The sequence below is a fragment of the Streptomyces subrutilus genome (assembly GCF_001746425.1).
GTDB lineage: Bacteria > Actinomycetota > Actinomycetes > Streptomycetales > Streptomycetaceae > Streptomyces > Streptomyces subrutilus_A.
Genome location: NZ_MEHK01000001.1, coordinates 391,678 through 409,553, shown reverse-complemented (window position 1 = coordinate 409,553; position 17,876 = coordinate 391,678). Strand labels below are relative to the sequence as shown.

The 17,876-nt window shown below is 70.0% G+C and carries 15 protein-coding genes and 1 pseudogene; 5 read left to right on the top strand and 11 right to left on the bottom strand.

Annotation, left to right across the window (positions count from 1 at the left end; genetic code table 11):
- Nucleotides 1-150: 150 nt before the first annotated feature.
- From BGK67_RS02885 to BGK67_RS02870, 4 genes and pseudogenes are all read right to left on the bottom strand, one after another.
- Nucleotides 151-2,598, bottom strand: a complete 2,448-nt coding sequence (locus tag BGK67_RS02885; RefSeq protein ID WP_069918405.1) for a SpoIIE family protein phosphatase — start codon at nucleotides 2,596-2,598, stop codon at nucleotides 151-153.
- Nucleotides 2,591-7,159 (bottom strand): HAMP domain-containing protein, encoded by a 4,569-nt coding sequence (locus BGK67_RS02880; protein ID WP_069918404.1) that lies wholly within the window; start codon nucleotides 7,157-7,159, stop codon nucleotides 2,591-2,593. The genes BGK67_RS02885 and BGK67_RS02880 overlap by 8 nt, the downstream gene beginning before the upstream one ends.
- A gap of 197 nt (nucleotides 7,160-7,356) precedes the next feature.
- On the bottom strand, nucleotides 7,357-8,040 hold the full coding sequence (locus BGK67_RS02875; RefSeq protein WP_069918403.1) for a hemerythrin domain-containing protein: 684 nt from the start codon (nucleotides 8,038-8,040) through the stop codon (nucleotides 7,357-7,359).
- Between the two features lie 14 nt (nucleotides 8,041-8,054).
- Nucleotides 8,055-8,348: pseudogene (locus tag BGK67_RS02870) on the bottom strand (DUF4383 domain-containing protein); the annotation flags it as partial.
- 498 nt (nucleotides 8,349-8,846) lie between these two features.
- Here BGK67_RS02870 and BGK67_RS02865 point away from each other — a divergent pair.
- Together BGK67_RS02865 and BGK67_RS02860 are read left to right on the top strand one after the other, a co-directional pair.
- Complete coding sequence (locus BGK67_RS02865) at nucleotides 8,847-9,665, top strand: MEDS domain-containing protein (RefSeq protein WP_069918402.1); 819 nt, start codon at nucleotides 8,847-8,849, stop codon at nucleotides 9,663-9,665.
- Entirely contained in the window at nucleotides 9,662-10,645 is a 984-nt protein-coding gene (locus BGK67_RS02860; RefSeq protein WP_069918401.1) for a sensor histidine kinase, read from the top strand. The genes BGK67_RS02865 and BGK67_RS02860 overlap by 4 nt, the downstream gene beginning before the upstream one ends.
- Before the next feature lie 130 nt (nucleotides 10,646-10,775).
- Here BGK67_RS02860 and BGK67_RS02855 read toward each other — a convergent pair whose 3' ends face one another.
- Nucleotides 10,776-11,285 (bottom strand): carbohydrate-binding module family 20 domain-containing protein, encoded by a 510-nt coding sequence (locus tag BGK67_RS02855; protein WP_279628650.1) that lies wholly within the window; start codon nucleotides 11,283-11,285, stop codon nucleotides 10,776-10,778.
- 386 nt (nucleotides 11,286-11,671) lie between these two features.
- On the opposite strand from BGK67_RS02855, the gene BGK67_RS02850 reads away from it, so the two are divergent.
- Nucleotides 11,672-12,172: a metallophosphoesterase family protein gene (locus BGK67_RS02850; protein ID WP_069918399.1), complete on the top strand. Its 501-nt coding sequence runs from the start codon at nucleotides 11,672-11,674 to the stop codon at nucleotides 12,170-12,172.
- Here BGK67_RS02850 and BGK67_RS02845 read toward each other — a convergent pair.
- On the bottom strand, nucleotides 12,111-12,806 hold the full coding sequence (locus tag BGK67_RS02845; RefSeq protein ID WP_079153965.1) for a GNAT family N-acetyltransferase: 696 nt from the start codon (nucleotides 12,804-12,806) through the stop codon (nucleotides 12,111-12,113). The two genes, BGK67_RS02850 and BGK67_RS02845, sit on opposite strands and share 62 nt — an antisense overlap.
- 110 nt (nucleotides 12,807-12,916) lie before the next feature.
- Here BGK67_RS02845 and BGK67_RS02840 point away from each other — a divergent pair, with 110 nt between their 5' ends.
- Complete coding sequence (locus BGK67_RS02840; protein WP_069918398.1) at nucleotides 12,917-13,978, top strand: alpha/beta hydrolase family protein; 1,062 nt, start codon at nucleotides 12,917-12,919, stop codon at nucleotides 13,976-13,978.
- A gap of 78 nt (nucleotides 13,979-14,056) precedes the next feature.
- On the opposite strand, the gene BGK67_RS02835 is transcribed toward BGK67_RS02840, so the two are convergent.
- Together BGK67_RS02835 and BGK67_RS02830 are read right to left on the bottom strand one after the other, a co-directional pair.
- A complete protein-coding gene (locus tag BGK67_RS02835) occupies nucleotides 14,057-14,329 on the bottom strand; it encodes a GlsB/YeaQ/YmgE family stress response membrane protein (RefSeq protein ID WP_069918397.1) in 273 nt (90 codons plus the stop codon).
- A gap of 63 nt (nucleotides 14,330-14,392) precedes the next feature.
- A complete protein-coding gene (locus tag BGK67_RS02830) occupies nucleotides 14,393-15,163 on the bottom strand; it encodes a VOC family protein (RefSeq protein WP_244291119.1) in 771 nt (256 codons plus the stop codon).
- A gap of 274 nt (nucleotides 15,164-15,437) precedes the next feature.
- Between BGK67_RS02830 and BGK67_RS02825 the strand changes: the two genes are divergently transcribed.
- Nucleotides 15,438-15,818 (top strand): hypothetical protein, encoded by a 381-nt coding sequence (locus BGK67_RS02825; RefSeq protein WP_244291118.1) that lies wholly within the window; start codon nucleotides 15,438-15,440, stop codon nucleotides 15,816-15,818.
- A gap of 235 nt (nucleotides 15,819-16,053) precedes the next feature.
- On the opposite strand, the gene BGK67_RS02820 is transcribed toward BGK67_RS02825, so the two are convergent.
- From BGK67_RS02820 to BGK67_RS38650, 3 genes are all read right to left on the bottom strand, one after another.
- Complete coding sequence (locus BGK67_RS02820) at nucleotides 16,054-16,923, bottom strand: alpha/beta fold hydrolase (RefSeq protein WP_069918396.1); 870 nt, start codon at nucleotides 16,921-16,923, stop codon at nucleotides 16,054-16,056.
- Entirely contained in the window at nucleotides 16,920-17,546 is a 627-nt protein-coding gene (locus tag BGK67_RS02815) for a TetR/AcrR family transcriptional regulator (RefSeq protein WP_069918395.1), read from the bottom strand. Before BGK67_RS02815 ends, BGK67_RS02820 begins: the two co-directional genes overlap by 4 nt.
- Nucleotides 17,547-17,717: 171 nt before the next feature.
- Nucleotides 17,718-17,840, bottom strand: coding sequence for a hypothetical protein (locus tag BGK67_RS38650; protein ID WP_051956616.1), 123 nt, complete (start codon nucleotides 17,838-17,840; stop codon nucleotides 17,718-17,720).
- Nucleotides 17,841-17,876: the final 36 nt, after the last annotated feature.

Below are 17,876 nucleotides of genomic sequence, written 5' to 3'. Positions count from 1 at the left end.
CCGGCTGGAAAGGGAAGATATCGCGCGATATGCGGTCTTATCGGCGGAGGCGCGCGCAATGGGGACGGGCCCTGACCGACAGAATCGCGCACCCCGGGGTTGTCCCGCCCCAGGGTGCCGGCACCTGCGAGCCGTACGCCCCCGAGATGGTCAACGCACCTGTATGCCAATGAGGCAGGTGTCGTCATCGGTGTCGGAAGCGCTGTAGGTCAGCAGGTTGTCGAGACGACTTTCGAGCGAGTCTGTGGGCCGGGAGGCCACGGCGATGAGCTGCGAGAGGGAGTCCGTGACGGAGACGTCCCGGCGCTCGACGAGGCCGTCGGTGTACATGAGGAGGATGTCCTCGGACTCCAGCTGCACTTCTTCCTCCTCGAAGTCCACGTCGGGCAGCGCTCCGAGGAGGAGGCCCGAGGTCAGCGGGAAGGGACGGGCGTGCGTCCGTCTGACGAGGACGGGCGGCAGGTGGCCGGCGCGGGCCCAGCGCAGGGTGCGGGTGGCCGGGTCGTAGATCCCGCAGACGGCGGTTGCGGTGAGGTTGCCGGTGAGGTGGTGGGCAACCCTGTTCAGCCAGGTGAGCAGTTGCGCAGGGCCGGCGCCGGTGACGGCCAGGCCTCGCAGGGCGTTGCGGAGGATGACCATGCCGGTGGCCGCTTGGATGCCGTGACCGGCCACGTCACCGACGCTGATGAGGATCTTGTTGTCCGGCAGGACCACGGAGTCGTACCAGTCGCCACCGACGAGGGACTGCGATTCGGCCGGGCGGTAGCGTACGGCGATGCGGATGCCGGGGACCTCCAACGGGGCCGGTGCGGGCGGCATGATGGCCTGTTGGAGTTGCAGGGCGAGCTTGGTGCGGTCCGCGGACTCGGCTTCGCTGTCGGCCAGCTGGTCTCGGGTGGCCGCCAGCGCGACCTCGGTCCAATGCTGGGAGGAGATGTCCTGGCAGGCCCCCCGCACGGAGAGCAGATGCCCGTGGTTGTCCAGAACGGGCTCCGCCACCATGCGGATGTGACGGACGATGCCGTCGGCGCGGTGGAGCCTGAAATCGACCGAGGACTCCCGCAGGTTGTACAGGAGGGTTCGCAGGAATCGGCCGACCGAGTTGACGTCATGGGGGTGGACGCGGCTGGTCAGTTCCCGCAGGGGGACCGGGGAGGCCGTCGGCGGCATCCCGAACAAGGCGAAGAGCTGTCCGTTCCAGCTGATCTCACCCGTGGTGCTGTGCTCCTCGAAACCGCCGACACGGCCCAGGCGCTGCGCGTGCTGGAGCAGGGCGGCGAGCCGAGCGGTCTCGTCCTCGATCTTCCAGATCAGGAGCAGGGCCGAACCGTGCCGGCTGATCCTGACGTCGGCGACCGTGGTGAGCGGGACCTCGTCGACGATGGCCGTCAACGGGGTGCGCGGTGCTTGGCAGGGTTCCCCCGTGGCGTACACGCGTTCCAGCATGGAGAAGAGCCCGCTGTCCTCGGCGGCCATGGGATAGGCCTCCAGGAAGTGGGTGCCGGTCACCATCGAGCTGGGGCGTCCGGCGGGGTCGGCGAAGCGGACGTTGGCGTGGTGGATGCGGAAGTCGGCCAGCTGTCCGGTCCGATCCAGGCTGGGGGTGAGGACCAGCACCGGGTCGTCCAACTGCTCTGCCAGGTCCGTCAGTTCCGCCACGCCCGCGTGATGTGCCGCGTCGGGGGCCACGAGTGCGGTGCTGGGGCCCTGTTCTTCCAGGGTGTGGGCGCACAGTTCGGCCAGGGCTTCCAGCTGGCGCAGGAGGGGGGCCGACTGCGGCGGGAGAGACCCCGGCCAGCTCATCTCCAGTACGCCGAGGATGCGTCCGCCGGTCCCGGCGGGGACCATGACACGTCCGCCCTCCGGGTGCTGGCGCCGGCCGATGGTGGGGATGCCCGAATCGGCGAGACAGTCCACGACCGTCAGGTCTCGGCTCCTCACCGCCAGTCGGGCGCACGTGGACACCTCCGGTGGCACGTACCTCCAGCGGTCGGCGTCTTCCGCCGTGAACCCCGCCTGGCCTGCCAGAGTGAGTGAGGAGTCCGGCCCCACGGACCAGATGGCGACCCCGTTGGCGCCCAGAGCCGCGAGCGCGTTCTCCAGCAGGGCGGCGGCGACGGCTTGCGCGTCGGTGGCGGCGAGCATGCGGCTTTCGACGGCCCGCAGCCGAACCGCCGGTGCCGTCTCGCCGGCGGTTGCGGGCTCACCGTCGGCAGCCTTCAGGAACTCCTGCGCGACCTCGCTGACGCGGTCGCGCGAGGACTCGTTGATGATGTCGATCGCCAGGGCGAGGACGGGGGTGTTCGCCTGTTCAGCCAGCTTGGTGAGCTGACGGGAGGCCTCACCGGGTCCGCATCCCAGACGCCCCACGAGGATGCCCTTGGCCAGCTCGATCAGCGCACGTCCGTCGGCGGCTTCCTGAGCCTGGAGGGCCTCTTGGCGCAGCCGCTCGACCGTCGCGGCCAAGCGACCCACCTCGCCGGGCTGCGCCGTGTGGGAAGCCGCCGGCCCACCCTGGCGCTCCTGTCGGGTCGATGCCCGGAGCACGCCGAGGGGCTTTTCGACGCCGTTGCTGTCACGGGCGGTGGGATCAGACACGGGAGGCTCCTGCGGCGTCCTTGGGCAGGAGCCACTGACGGAGTAGGGCGACGAGATCGTTCGCGTCGACGGGCTTGGTGATGTAGTCGCTCGATCCGGAGGCGATGCTCTTCTCCCGGTCTCCGGGCATGGCCTTCGCCGTGACCGAGATGATGGGAAGCCCGGCGTATTCGGGCATGCCCCTGATCTCTTCCGTGGCCGCGTAACCGTCGAGTTCGGGCATCATGACGTCCATCAGGATCAGGTCGATGCCGGGAGTGCTCGTCAGGGTCTCGATGCCCTTGCGGCCGTTCTCCGCGTGCAGGACCCGGATGCCGTGCAACTCGAGAATGCCGCTGATGGCGTAGAGATTGCGCGGATCGTCGTCGACGACCAGAACGGACTTGTCCGCGAGGCTCGCGTCGACGTGGGGGTGATCCGCGACCTGGTCGCCCTCGGGCCGGACCAGCGGAAGGACGTCTCGCAGACGCTCGACCGACAGGTGCAGAGCGATCCGTTCCCTGAGTTCGTCCAGGCTGCTGAGTACTTCCAGGTGGTGCCCATTGGCGAGCCGGGCGACCTCCTCGTGCACGTCCGCCGCCATGCGCCGATTGGCGTGCGCGAGAACCGGCAGAGAAGCCAGAGCCGTGTCTCCCGAGAGGGCGCGAAGGAAACGCAGTGCTTCGCCCTTGGCGTCCAGTTCGAGCACCACGCAGTGGAACGGTGACTGGGCGAGCATCGTGGCCGCGTCCCCGGAGGTCAGCGCCGTCACGACCTCCACCTGCTCGGCCAGGTCCGAAGCGGCCCGCCCGGCGGTCACGTCCGAGGCGGCGCTTTCGGCGACGAGACTCAGAAGACCGTTGGCGCGTTCCTCGATCACCAGCAGCCGTCGGGGATGGCTGTCGGCCGCGGGATCCGCGCTGCCGCCGTCCGACTTCTCGTCACCGTCGGTGCTCCCCTCCAGGGCGGGCGCCCCGGCACCGTGGTCGGAGGAGCCCGCGCCCGTGACCGGCAGGTACAGCGTGAACGTCGATCCGACGCCCGGTGTGCTGGTCGCCGTGACGATGCCGCCGAGGAGTCGGGCGATCTCGCGGGTGATGGAGAGCCCCAGGCCCGTCCCGCCGAACTTGCGGCTGGTCGTGCCGTCAGCCTGCTGGAACGCGGCGAAGATCACCTCCAGCTGCTCCTCGGCGATCCCGATGCCCGTGTCGTCGACCTTGAACGCCACGACCGATCCGGAGCGCGCCAGCTCCTCGGGGAGCTCTGCGGCGTTCGCCGGCTCGATCCGTACCTGCACCCGGCCGCGCTCGGTGAACTTCACCGCGTTGGACAGCAGGTTGCGCAGGATCTGCTGGAGCCGGGCGTCGTCGGTGAGCAGGTCCACGGGCACGCCCGGCGAGGTCGTGATGTCGAAATCGAGGCCCTTCTGGGTCGTCAGCGGGCGGAAGGAGGCCTCCACGTAGTCGAGGAGCTTCTTGAGCGACACCCGCTCCAGGTTGACGTCCATCTTCCCTGCTTCGACCTTGGACAGGTCCAGGATGTCGTTGATGAGCTGGAGCAGGTCAGAACCGGCGGAGTGGATGATGCCGGCGTACTCGACCTGCTTCGGGGTCAGGTTGCGGCCCGGGTTCTGAGCGAGGAGCTGGGCGAGGATGAGCAGGCTGTTGAGTGGCGTGCGCAGCTCGTGGCTCATGTTGGCCAGGAACTCCGACTTGTACTTCGACGCCAGGGACAGCTGCTGCGCGCGGTCCTCGAGTTCTTGGCGCGCCTGCTCGATCTCCAGGTTCTTCGTCTCGATGTCGCGGTTCTGGGTGGCGAGCAGGGCCGCCTTCTCCTCGAGCTCGGCGTTGGACCGCTGCAGCTCGTCCTGCTGGACCTGCAGCTGTTCCGAGCGGGCCTGCAGCTCGCCGGTGAGCCGCTGGGACTCGCCGAGGAGTTCGTCGGTGCGGGCGTTGGCGACGATGGTGCTGACGTTGACGCCCACCGTCTCCATCAGACGGCTCAGGAAGTCGCGGTGCACGGGCGTGAACGGCTGGAAAGAGGCGAGCTCGATGACGCCGAGGACCTGGTCCTCGACGATGATGGGCAGCACGATGAGGTTGGCGGGAGCAGCGGCGCCCAGCCCGGAGGAGATCAGGTACCCGGCCGGCACGTTGTCGGTGCTGAGGATGCGACGGCTGCGGACCGCCTGGCCCACCAGGGTCTCCCCGTTGCGCACGCGCTGCGCGGCCGGGCTGTCGATGGGCCGGCCGAACGACCCGATCAGGGCGAGCCAGGTCTCACCGTCTGCCTCCTCGGCGAGGTAGAAGGCGCCGTAGCTGGCTTCGACCAGCGGGACCAGCTCGTCCATGACGAGTTCGGCGACGACCTCCAGGTCCCGGTGGCCCTGCATCAGGCCGGAGATCTGCGCCAGGTTGGACTTGAGCCAGTCCTGTTCCTGGTTGGCCCGAGTCGTCTCGCGCAGCGAGCCGACCATGGAGTTGATGTTGTCCTTGAGTTCGGCGACCTCGCCCGAGGCGTCGACGGTGATGGAGCGGGTCAGGTCGCCTTCGGCGACGGCGCTGGCGACCTCGGCGATGGCCCGGACCTGGCGGGTCAGGTTGCCGGCCAGCTCGTTGACGTTCTCGGTCAGGCGCTTCCAGGTGCCCGATACGCCCTCGACCTCGGCCTGGCCGCCGAGCCGGCCCTCGCTGCCGACCTCGCGGGCGACGCGGGTGACCTCGGCGGCGAAGGCGGAGAGCTGGTCGACCATCGTGTTGATGGTGGTCTTCAGCTCCAGGATCTCGCCGCGGGCGTCCACGTCGATCTTCTTGGACAGGTCGCCGTTGGCGACGGCCGTCGTGACGAGGGCGATGTTGCGGACCTGGCCGGTGAGGTTGTTCGCCATGGAGTTGACGTTGTCGGTGAGGTCCTTCCAGGTGCCGGCCACGTTGGGGACCTGTGCCTGGCCGCCGAGCCGGCCCTCGGTGCCGACCTCGCGGGCGACGCGGGTGACCTCGTCGGCGAACGCGGACAGCGTGTCGACCATCGTGTTGATGACCCCGGCCAGCGCGGCGACTTCGCCCTTGGCCTCCACCACGATCTTCTGCGAGAGGTCGCCGCGCGCCACGGCGGTGGCCACCTGGGCGATGGAGCGGACCTGGCCGGTCAGGTTGGAGGCCATCACGTTGACGTTGTCGGTGAGGTCCTTCCAGGTGCCCGAGACCCCCCGCACGGTGGCCTGGCCGCCCAGGTTGCCCTCGGTGCCCACCTCGCGCGCGACACGGGTGACCTCGTCGGCGAAGGCGGAGAGCTGGTCGACCATCGTGTTGATGGTCTCCTTCAGCTCCAGGATCTCCCCGCGGGCGTCCACCCGGATCTTCTGCGTCAGGTCGCCCTGGGCCACGGCGGTGGTGACCTCGGCGATCGACCGCACCTGCGCGGTCAGGTTGTCGGCCATGAAGTTCACGGAGTCGGTCAGGTCGCGCCAGGTGCCGGAGACGCCCTTGACGTCCGCCTGACCGCCGAGCCGGCCGTCGGTGCCGACCTCGCGGGCGACGCGGGTGACCTCGTCGGCGAAGGCGGAGAGCTGGTCGACCATCGTGTTGATGGTCGTCTTCAGCTCGAGGATCTCGCCCCGGGCGTCGACACGGATCTTCTGCGAGAGGTCGCCCTGGGCCACCGCGGTCGCGACCTCGGCGATCGACCGCACCTGCGCGGTCAGGTTCCCGGCCATGAAGTTCACCGAGTCGGTCAGGTCGCGCCAGGTGCCGGAGACGCCCTTGACGTCCGCCTGACCGCCGAGCCGGCCGTCGGTACCCACTTCCCGCGCCATGCGCGTGACCTCGTCGGCGAACGCGGAGAGCTGGTCGACCATCGTGTTGATGGTGTTCTTCAGTTCCAGGATCTCGCCGCGGGCGTCCACAGCGATCTTCTGCGACAGGTCGCCCTTGGCCACCGCCGTGGTCACCTGGGCGATGTTGCGTACCTGGTCGGTCAGGTTTCCGGCCATGAAGTTCACGGAATCCGTGAGGTCCCGCCAGACGCCGGCCACGCCGGGTACTTCGGCCTGGCCTCCCAGTCGTCCTTCGCTGCCGACCTCGCGGGCCACGCGGGTGACCTCGTCCGCGAAGGAGGACAGCTGGTCCACCATGGTGTTGACCGTGTCCTTCAGCTCGAGGATCTCCCCGCGGGCCGCAACGTCGATCTTCTGCGAGAGGTCACCGCGCGCGACGGCGGTGGCGACCTGTGCGATGTCCCGGACCTGGGTGGTGAGGTTGCCCGCCATCGCGTTGACGGAGTCCGTCAGGTCGGCCCACGTCCCGGACACTCCCGGGACGACGGCCTGGCCGCCCAGGGTTCCCTCGGTGCCGACCTCGCGGGCGACGCGGGTCACCTCCGACGTGAACAGCGAGAGCTGATCGACCATCCCGTTGAAGACGGTCGCGATCTCTCCCAGCAGCCCCTCGGCCTCATCGGGCAACCGGGTGCCGAAATCACCATCACGCACGGACGTCAGCCCGGCCAGCAGCTGGCGAAGCTGCTGCTCACCCACCGCCCCCGATGCCTGCGCGCTCGTCACGACGTCCGTCGGCTTGACCATCCCGCCCCATCTCCATCTGCCAGGCCGCACTCGAACCTGAAGCGACTCCTACCCAGGCTAAATGACACTCCCACCTGCCCTGCCGCCGGTGCGGTGCCAAGGCCGAGTGACGCAGACCACGGGGGAGAGCCGCGCAGCTCCCTTCAGCGACATGCCCACGCCAAGGCGGACGCCCGGAAGCTGCCGCGACCTCTGGTTCAGCGCCTGCGGCGCAGTACGGCGGCGCCGCCCACGCAGGCGGCCAATGCGCCTGCCGCCAGCGCTGCCGTGGCCCACCGGCCGCGGAAGCGCCAGCCGGAGGACAGGTCGCGGAGCCGGTCGACGGCGCTCAGCGGCACTCCGGCCAGGGCATTGGCAGGGGGCCGGCGGGACACGGCGGGGTGAGGCCGGGTGGGGGCGGTACGCCGTACGGTCTCCCAGGTCGAGCCGAGTCGCCGCAGCCGGCCGGCGTCGTGCTCCAGCGCCTCCTGCAGCCGCGGAAGCAGCACGTCCTCCTCGTCCCGGATGTCCTCGCGGATCAGAGCGAAGGCGGCGGTGACGAGCTGATCGTGCCGGGGATCTCGCGGGTCGGTGGACTGGATCTCCCTTGCCAGGTCGTTGATCTGCTGGTGTTCCGCCTCGACGCGAGAGGTGAGTTCCTCGCCGTCGGCGGCCAGCCGCCGCAGTGCGGGCCACAGGACGGTCTCCTCCGCGAAGGCGTGGCTGAAGGTCAGCTGGAAGATGTCCCTGAGGACTTCCTGCCGCCCTGTCGGCGGCAGGTCCGGCGACTCGTACAGATGCATCAGCCGGTCGAGTTCCGCGTGGTCGCGGCGCTGGCGGGCCAGGACACTGGCCTCCCCACCGAGCTCGTCGACACTCTGCTGCGAGATGGGCAGGGGCATGGGTCGGCCTTCCGTCAGGTGCGCGGTGCGGAGCGGCGCCCGAGCAGGACGCCGAGGGCGACCATGCCGAGGCCGAGGACGAAGTGGAGCCAGTTGTCCGCCGTGTTCAGCGGAACGAAATTGGCGGCGCTGTCGTGGTCGATGAGCAGGCCGTAGATCCACAGCACCAGGTAGACCACGCCCCCGCCGATGAGGTAGGCGCGGGCGGTCGAGGCGGCGCGGGCCATGGCGATGCCGGCGATGCCGAACAGCAAGTGGACGATGTTGTGCAGGACGGGCACGTGGAACACGCCGAGCAGCCTGGCCTGCGAGCGGGCGTCCGGGAGGTGGCCCGGGTGCGGGTGGTCATGACGGTTCTCCTTCCTGCCGGGGCGTGGGCCCGGGGCGTGCCGGGGTGCGGTGCTACGTCCGGGGCCGGGCGGCGCAGGTCGTGCCGAGAGCGGCTGCGCCGGCGGCCACTCCCGCGTCGAGAACCGTGCGGTACGACCGCTTCACGTCTGCCTCCCTGGCGACTCGTGTCGCATCGGCGCCTGCCCGGACGCGGTGCCCGCAAACGACGCCCGCCGGGCCGCCGGGCCATCCCCGCGCGGTACCCCGCCCGGCCACTCAGCGGGCGCGCCGCCTGGTCGGTCTGGCAACGGGCCCGGACCGGGCGGACTCCTCCTTCCGCCGGCAGATCGGTGCACTCTGCTGGGGCAGGGCTGGTGTGTCGGCTGCGGCGCCTGTGCCGTGATGGAACCGGTGGGTGACTGTCCGGCGGGCTCAGTAACATTGTGTGTCCGCAACGGTGGCAGGAAGGGGGCAGGGTGAGAGCGACGCGGGAGTTGGCGACGTTCGACGAGGTCGAGCTCGGCGATCACGTCTGCTGGCACATGGGCGCGGCCGCCACGGCTCTGCCCGAGGGAGCCCGGGCCTACCTCGCCGATGGTGCCCTGTACGGGGACAAGGTCGTGGTCGTGGACACGATCGGCTCGACATCCGGTGCGCCGCCCTTCAACGACGGACTACTGCCCTCGGCCGCGGTGGTCCTCGACTGCTCCCAGCCGACGGACACCGGCAGTGTCCTGGCTGCGGTGCGCCGCGAGGCGCGCAACGCGGCGCGCGAGGGCTTTAGGGCGGTACGCGTCCTCACCGAGCGGGTACCCCGCACATCGCTCGCGGCGGCCGAGGAGCTGCTGGCCCAGGAGCTGGGGCTGGACGAGTTCGCGGCTGAGAGCGGCGCCATGGTGGTGTGTGCGTTCAGGCCGCTCCAGTGGGACCCGTCTACGCTGGAGAACGTGGTGAGTGTGCATCCGCAGGCGATGGGCACACGTGCAGCACACCCGTCCTTCCGGATGTACTGCACGGGTACCGACATGTGGAGTGTGGACGGGGTGATCGACTCTCAGTGCGCCCTCGCGTTCAACACCGCCGTTCGGACGGCGATACGCAATACGGCGACGGTGACACTGCGGTTCGACCGGCTTGAGATGATCGACGCCGCGGGCATGCAAGCGCTGGTCGAAGCGGCCCGCCGCCTGCCCGGCCGCCGTATCGTCGTGGAGGGCGCCAACGAGACCGTGCGCCTGTGCTGGCAATTGGCCGGTTATACGGGTGCCGACCTGCCGGTGGTGATGGCTGCATGAGCACGAACCTGCCCTCGAACCCGTCCGCTGCCTCGACGCCGCCTCATCAGCCGGGTGCCGGGTTCCGGCACGAGTTGTTTCCCTACCGCGGCGAGGAGCAGTTCCTCACCGGGACACTGGGCTTCATCCACGAAGCCCTGGCAGCCGACGAAGCGGTCGTCGTCGCCGTCCCCGCGGACAAGACCTCGCTCCTGCGGCACGAACTGGGCGGCGAGGGGGCCGTCACCTTCGTGGACACGACGACCGCCGGCCCCAACCCAGGACGTCACATCGCCGCATGGGTGACCTGGATGGCGGAGCACGGCGAGGGAGGCAGGCCCGTCCGAGGAATCGGGGAGACGGCCTGGCGCACCGTACGGAGCGCCGCGCACCTCTCGGAGCTGCACCATCACGAATGGCTCTTGAACCGGGCCTTCGCCCAGAGCCCGGCCTGGTCGATGCTGTGCCCCTACGACGCCACCGACGAGGACCAGGGCGCCCTGCAGTCCTTGTCGAGCTGCCACCCTCTGATCCGCCAGGAGGGACACCACACCTCACGCAACGAGGGCTACCTCAGCGGCGAGGTGTACCCCTTCCACGCCCTGCCCGGCCCGTGCGACCCGTACCAGGAGGTCAACTACACCCACGGTGACCTGGCCGCGGTCCGCTCCAAGGTCGCGCAGTGCGCCACCGACGCCGGCGTCCCGCAGGAACGGTTGTCGAAGCTCGCCGTCGCCGTCACCGAGATCGCCACCAACAGCATCCGCCACGGCGGGGGCAGCGGCACCCTGCGCACCTGGGCCCAGGAGTCGGTGTTCCTCTGTGAGTTCCGGGACGCCGGCTACATCCCGGACGTGATGTTGGGCCGCATCCGCCCGGCCGCGGAACAGATCGGCGGCCGCGGCCTGTGGCTCGCCCACCAGCTCTGCGATCTGGTCGAGATCCGCTCCAGCCCCGACCAGGGCACCACCGTCCGCCTCCATACCGACATCCCGCGGTAGGCAGCAGGAGGAGCCATCGGGCCGATGGCCTGCGAGAGCGTCCACTCCATGCTCCCGGCAGGCCCGGTCAGGCGCCGATTCGAGCGGAACGTCCGCGGCCGGTCCGCGGTCGCCGTCTCCCCCCGCCGTCTCAGCAGTGGTTCACGGCCAGCACGTAGTCGCGGAAGGGACCGTAGCCGGCGAAGGTGGCGGTGGAGCCCGCCCCTATCCAGCGGCAGTCACTGGCCGCGCCGCCCTGGTGGAGGGCTTGGAGGTGGAGCGGCATGCCGCACCGGTTGGTGACGGCCGTGTAGCGCCACGAGGCGTGAGCGACTACGCAGTCGGGCGCGATGCCGGACGCGGGAGTGCCGACGGTGTCGCGGAACGTGTCGTGCGTGGTGAACGAGGAGCCGTCTGACGGGGTCGTCATCGCACGGTTGTCGGCCTGTTCCCACACCACGCTCCCATCGGCCCTCTTGATCAGGTACTTGAACGACACGGAGGCCGCTCCCTCGAGGACGAGGGACGCGGTCCAGACGGGTGCCGAGGCCGAGGACAGCGGTACGGCCGCGTCCGGCGACCAGGAGCCGAGCTCCGGTGTGCTGCCCGTGACGAAGACCGTGTCGCCCCATTGAGTGGGGGCCGCCACCTCGAAACTCACCGTGGGTCGGGGGCGCGGCTCTGCGGCAACGGCCGACGTGCGGGCGACCGCGAGAGTCCCTACGAGCAGCAGAAGTCCTGCGGCGGTCCGGTACCACCCGGCTGCGCGCCCCACCCACACCACGTCCCTTCGACGACGAACTTGCAGACTTGCTGCAAGTTTCAGCAAAGTCTTTCAGTTCGTGCTTCGGCCCTACAACGCGCAATCCGGCCAAGTCCGGGCCCCGCACGTGAGGGGTGCGCTGGGGTGCCCCGACGTTGCCGCGAGGTGCGGTGCCGGGCGGCACGGACCCGGCCAGCTCCGAAAGCGACGGCCTGGTGCGGCTATGCCCATACCGGCCGCGCCTGCCGGGGCGCTCGCGGCCGCAGCGCCCTACCGTGGGACGCATGCGGCTCCTGCTGACCTCGGACACCCACCTCCCCACCCGGGCCACGTCACTCCCGGACGTCCTGATGGCCGCCGTCGACGAAGCCGACGCCGTCATCCACGCCGGTGACTGGATCGACGAGCCCACGCTCGACCTGTTGGAGTCCCGGTCAATCCGGCTGATCGGCGTGTACGGCAACAACGACGGCCCGGGCCTGCGCCGCAGACTCCCGGAGGTCGCCTACGCCGAGCTGGAAGGAGTGCGGTTCGCGGTCGTGCACGAAACGGGAGCGGCCGCCGGGCGGGAACGGCGCTGTGCCGCCCAGTTCCCCGACGTGGACGTTCTGGTGTTCGGCCACAGCCACATCCCGTGGGACACCACCGCCGGAAGGCTGCGCCTGCTCAACCCGGGCTCGCCCACGGACCGCAGGCGCCAGCCCTTCTGCACGTTCATGACGCTCACGGTCGCTGACGGGAAGGTGTACGACGTGACGCTCCATCGTCTTCCCCCGCGGCGCTGACGTCGCTTCGAGCCCCGCCCGTTCCGACGGCGCGACGCATGGTGGTCACGGCCCCGAACCCCAGCAGCGCGCGCAGGTAGGGCGTGCGCTCGGTCCGCACGGCCGTGAAGCCGCGCCGCTCGTACAGGGCCCTGGCCCGCGGATTGGTGTCGATCACGTCAAGTCTGATCTCCCGGCAGTGCTGCTCTGCCGCTATGGCGGCCACTTCCTCGATGAGCAGGCTCCCGACGCCGCGGCCGCGTACGCCCGGGTCCACGGCGATGCCGTCCATCACGAGCTGTCCGGGGGCCGGGCGGCGCTCGAACAGCGCGAGGAGCATCAGTCTGTGCAGCCCTCGCAGGTGTCCGTACGCCCGCAGCACGGCCGAGGCCGATCCCCCCGTGAGGGCGCGGCCGCCGAGCTGGTAGCCGGCGAGACCGACGAGCCGCCCTTCGAGGAGGGCGCACACCGCGCGATCCGCGTTCAGGTGGCCGGCGATGAAGGGCACCGCCTTCTCCGGCGGGTTCAGCGCGGGGCCGAGCTTGCGACCGAAGGCCTCCCAGTACAGCTCGGCCGCCCGCTGCTCGGCACCGGCCGGAAGGCCCCGCCGCACCGTTACCGGTCCCGTACCGGTGTCCGTCGTGTCCCGTCCCATGCCTGCCCTCTTCCTCGCTGCAACCCGTCACCGCAAACTATCATTCTCCTAACGCTCGTTCTAGTTCTGATAGTTTCGGTGTTCACTCACTCGACAGAGGCGGTCATCCCATGCATCCGAAGATCCAGCTTCGACGACGCAGGCTCCGCTTCGCCGTGTGGTCACTCGTCACGACCCTGGTCGTGGCGGGAGGTCTCGTCGGCGTGGTGCTGTGGCAGCACTCCTACGACATGGAGGAGCAGCGGGTTTCGATCCGCCACGGGGGCCACATCCTCAACGGCGTACTGGCCCTCCCCAAGGACGGCCGCAAGCGCCACGGTCTGGTCGTGTACGTGCACGGCGACGGCCCCGTCAATGCCACCCATGACGACGGTTACAAACCCATGTGGGAAGCGAACGCCAAGGCCGGCTACGCCTCCCTGTCCTGGGACAAGCCCGGCGTCGCGGGCGCACCCGGGAACTGGCTCGGCCAGTCCATGGACGACCGGGCCGACGAGGCAGCCGCCGCCATCGCCTGGGCGCGCGCCCGCCCGGACATCGACGGCGGCCGGATCGGACTCTGGGGCGCCAGCCAGGCCGGCTGGGTCCTGCCGAAGGTCGCCGCCAAGACGCCCGTCAGCTTCGTCATCGCCGTCTCCCCGGCGATCAACTGGCTCCAGCAGGGCCGATACAACCTCCTCGCCCAGCTGCGCGCCGACGGCGCATCAGCGGCCCGCGTCGGCGCGGCGATAGCACGGAGCGACACCACCCGAGGGCTGCTGGAACGCCACGCGCCCTTCGAGGAGTACGTCAAGGCCATGGGCGGCGACGCGGACGGCATGACCGCCGATCGCTGGAGCTTCATCTCCAAGAACTACACAGCGGACGCCACGCAGGACCTTCGCGCCCTGCGCGGCGTACCGCTGCTGTTGACGCTCGCGGGCCATGACATCAACGTGGACACCGCCGACACGGAGCGCATCTACCGCGAGGTGCTGGACGCGGACGGCGCGATGACGGTCAAGAGCTACCCGGACGCAACCCACTCATTCCTCGAGCGGTCCATCGAGCAGTCGGACCTCAGGATCACGCTCACGGCACTCTTCTCGCCGCGCTCACTCTTCGCGGACGGTTTCCTGGACGACCAACGGCAGTTCCTCAAGGGTCTGGACCCCGTCATGGGGACGGTGTGACGCAGGGGGCAGAGAGAACGGCTCCGCCTTCTCGGAGAAGGGGAGCCGTTCTCGGGTGGTGGTCCGCGACGCGCACGGTCAGGCGTGACGGTGCCTGTTGCGGGTGAGGAGGCGGTAGAGGGCCAGGAGGATGAGGGAGCCGATGATGGCGGCGATCCAGGTGGAGAGCTCGAAGAACCCGTCGATGGAGTCGACGCCGAAGATGACCTTGCCGAGCCAGCCGCCGAGCAGGCCTCCTGCGATGCCGATGAGCATCGTGATGATGATGCCGCCCGGGTCCTTGCCCGGCATGAGGGCCTTGGCGATAAGGCCGGCGAGTAGCCCGATGAGAATCCACGCGATGATGCCCATGTGCGCTCCTAGCTGGTCGTATAAAGGTCGTGTTAAGTACGCGTCTTCACCGTTTGGCGGGGTCTAAACATGCTGGGTGCCGCGGCCGGGAGGAGGGAGGGGGCCGGGCCTCTGGTCGAGGGTGAACAGGCCCCCGTCCGGGTCCCTCACCGTGAGGTGCTCCGTCGCACCGGAGGGTAGGTCGTCGGCGACGACGCGCCCGCCGTGCGCGAGTACCGCGGCCTGGGCGGCATCCAGGTCGGCGACCATGAAATGGACTCGCCAGCGGGGCCTCAGCTGGGGCCTGGGGGAGCTGTTCTCCACGGGTCCGCTGTTCAGGCGGGCCACTGCTTGGCCGTCATGGCGCAAGACGACTTGGTCCTGCTCGTAGGAGACCTCGCAGCCGCCGGCGTCATCGTCGGCCCATTCGAGAACCCGGCCGTAGAAGAGAGCGGCATCGAAGGCGTTTTTCGTGTGCAGTTCCACCCATGCCGGGGCGTGGCCCTCGCCCACCCTCCAGTCGGAGAGGACGCGTCCCTCCCACACCCCGAAGGACGCGCCCTCGAGATCGGTTGCGAGAGCCGCGCGGCCGCCGGGCGGGAAGGTGACCGGACCGATCCCCACGGTGCCCCCGACGGCGCGGATCCGCGCCACCGCCGAGTCCGCGTCATCGACCGCGAAGTACGTCGTCCACGCGACAGGCACCGCAAAGTCGCTCGCCACCGCACCGATGCCCGCGACCGGCACACCATTCAGCTCGGCGACCGCGAACCCCCGCCCCAGACTGGCCGGCCGGAAGCTCCAGCCCAGCACGGCTCCGTAGAAGTCCTGAGCGGCGGGCAGGTCACGAGCCATGAGGCTGAGCCAGCAGGGCGCCCCCACGACATCCCTCGTCATCTGCACCACGATCGATCTCCAGCCGTTCGCGAAGCGCCGCCGGGACCTGGGATAGGCGGCGCATGGGGGGCCGCGCAGGGGCGTGGCCCACCCGGACGCCTGCCCGATACCGGTCCGGGCATTCCTGGGGGTTTGGTATCAAAATGCCCGTAGTGGGGCACGGGAGACCGCCGCCACGGGTCCACAAAGTGTGCCGCCCGTTCTCATGAACGGTGCGCCGAGGTGTCCAACGGTGTGGGACGACATACGGACCCTCGTCGACGCGTTCGTGCGCGAGGGGATGGACACCTTCCTCGACGGTCTGATCTGGGATGCAGACCCGGCGGACGATCCTGCGCTGACCGGCGGCGGAGGATTCTTCCCGCCGGCCACCGACCGCTGGCACTCGCACGTCCTGCTGGTATGTCCGCCTGAGGCCCTGCCGGGCAAGGCCCGCGCGTGGACACGGGTGGAGTCCCGCCTTGAGGAGTTGCGCGAACCGTTCGCCGCCGAGTGCGAGGGCTGGGCAGGCCGCCCTGACACCTTCGAGGACTTCACCGCGCTACTGCGTGAATGGGGCGCCGTGGCCACGGAGGCAGCGCTCCGTGGTTGGGGGCTGGTGGGTCTGCATTAGCGGTCAGCCGCATGAGGCATATTCGCAGGAGCGTTCCGGCGGCGAGCTCCATGATCATCAGCGGGACTTCCTGAACCACAGCGGGCGCACCCAGCGCGGAGCGCACCCGCTGCGGCGGATCCCGGAAGAGGGCTGACAAGGAAGGCCGGGGTGATGCCGTACCCGCCGCATGGGGTGATGCCGGCGTAGCCCGCGGAGGAGATTCCGCCCTCGCGGCTCGTCCGCGTCGCCGGCCTCACCCACTCGCGCATGCGACTTCTTCGAGGAACGGGACGATCGCGTCGAGGAAGTGCTCGTTGCGATCGCCGACCACCATGTGCCCCGCCCCGGCTACGTCGACGCGCCGCGCCCCAGGAACCTCGTCGCAGAACTGTTGGGCGACCTCTTCGCGCACCACGTCGCTGCTCCCGCCTCGGACGAGCAGGATCGGCACGCGGGCGTGGCGCCCGGCGTCGAGCAGGCGCTCCGCCATGCCGGGCGGGTCCATCCGGCCCTCGAAGCTGTCCAGCATGCGGGGGTCCCAGTGCCACACCCAGCGGTCGCCGCGGCGCCGCAGATTGGTCAACATCCCCTTGGGGTCGGGCGGACTCGGGCGGTGCGGCAGGTGGGCGGACACCGTCGCGGCCGCATGCGCCACGTCGTCGAATCCGTCCGGATGGTGCCGCATGAACGCGACGATCCGGTGGAACCCGCGGGGATCCGGCCGATGGGCGACGTCGACGAGGACCAGGGCGCGGACAGCCGCCCTCGGTGCCTCTCCGGCGGCGAGCAGGGAACCCAGGCCTCCGAGCGAGGCACCGACGAGCACCGGCCGGCCGCCGACCTCGGCGACGATCGCCCGGACGTCCCCGGCGAACAGGTCGAGGTCGTAGTCACCGTCGGCCGACCACGCGCTGGTGCCGTGCCCGCGCAGATCCGGGGCGACGACCCGCCACCCCAGCGCGGCGAGCCGAGGGCCGGTCCGGTCCCAGGCGTGCCGCGTCTGGCCGCCGCCGTGCAGCAGGACGAGAGGGGGAGAGGACGCCTCGCCCCACACGTCCGCAGCGAGCCGGATCCCGCCGTGGCCCACGAAGTTCCGTGACCGGGGCAGGGCGTCGGAGTTCATTTCGTGTCCCGGGGGGTGCGCAGTGGTGCCAGCAGCTGGTCGCGGTAGGGATCCGCGGCGGCCGCGGCGAGCGCGACGTCCAGCGCGAACAGGGAACGGGCGAGGAACCGGTCGTCGTTGATCAGGGCGGCGACCCACTGGTGCAGCGTGCCCACACACGAGGCGCTGACCACGGCGGCCAACGCGTCGGTGTCGACGTCGTCGCGCAGGAGGCCTCGTGCCCGTGCGCCTGCCATCGCCCGGCGGAGCTGGGTGTGCGGACTGCGGTCGAGTACGAGGCCGCTGCCCTCCCACCCGCGCACCATGCGGCGCGACACGGTCGGGTCGCTCACGAAGAGCTGGACGGTCGACCGGACGACTTCTCGCGGGTCACCGGCTCCCAGCGCTCCCAGGCGGCCCTCCAGTTCGTCCATGAACCCGTCGGCGAGTGCTTCCCAGATCTTCTCGCGCGGCCCGATGAGGTTGTACACCGTGGCTGGGGAGACCTCGGCCCTTTCGGCGATCCGTTCGGTACTGATCACCGAATCCGGGCCTTCCCGCAGGAGTTCGCGCGTCGCGTCCAGGATCCGCAGCCGTCTGCGCGCCTTGTGCCGCTCACGCAGCCCCTCCTCGGCTGTCCGCATGTGTCCACACGCCTTCCGAAAACTTAGAGAACCATCTAAAAATTGAGTTCCCCCTGGAAAGGGTCAGGAAAACCTGCGCAGAAGAGTGGCTTTGCGAGGGACGGCAGCTCGCGGCCGGGTGGGCCTGGTCTCTTTGGGCACCTTGCTGTCACCAGCCGCAAACGGCGAGGATCACGTGCGCCGACGTGCGGCGGGGTCGCGTTCGGCGACGTGCCGGGCGACCGAGTCGACGCCCGGCCGCGCGTATCGCTCCAAGGAGCGGACGGAGGCGTGGCGGGAGCGGGCGAGCAGCATCGGGGTGGAGGTGCCGTCCTCGGCGTCGTGGGTGAG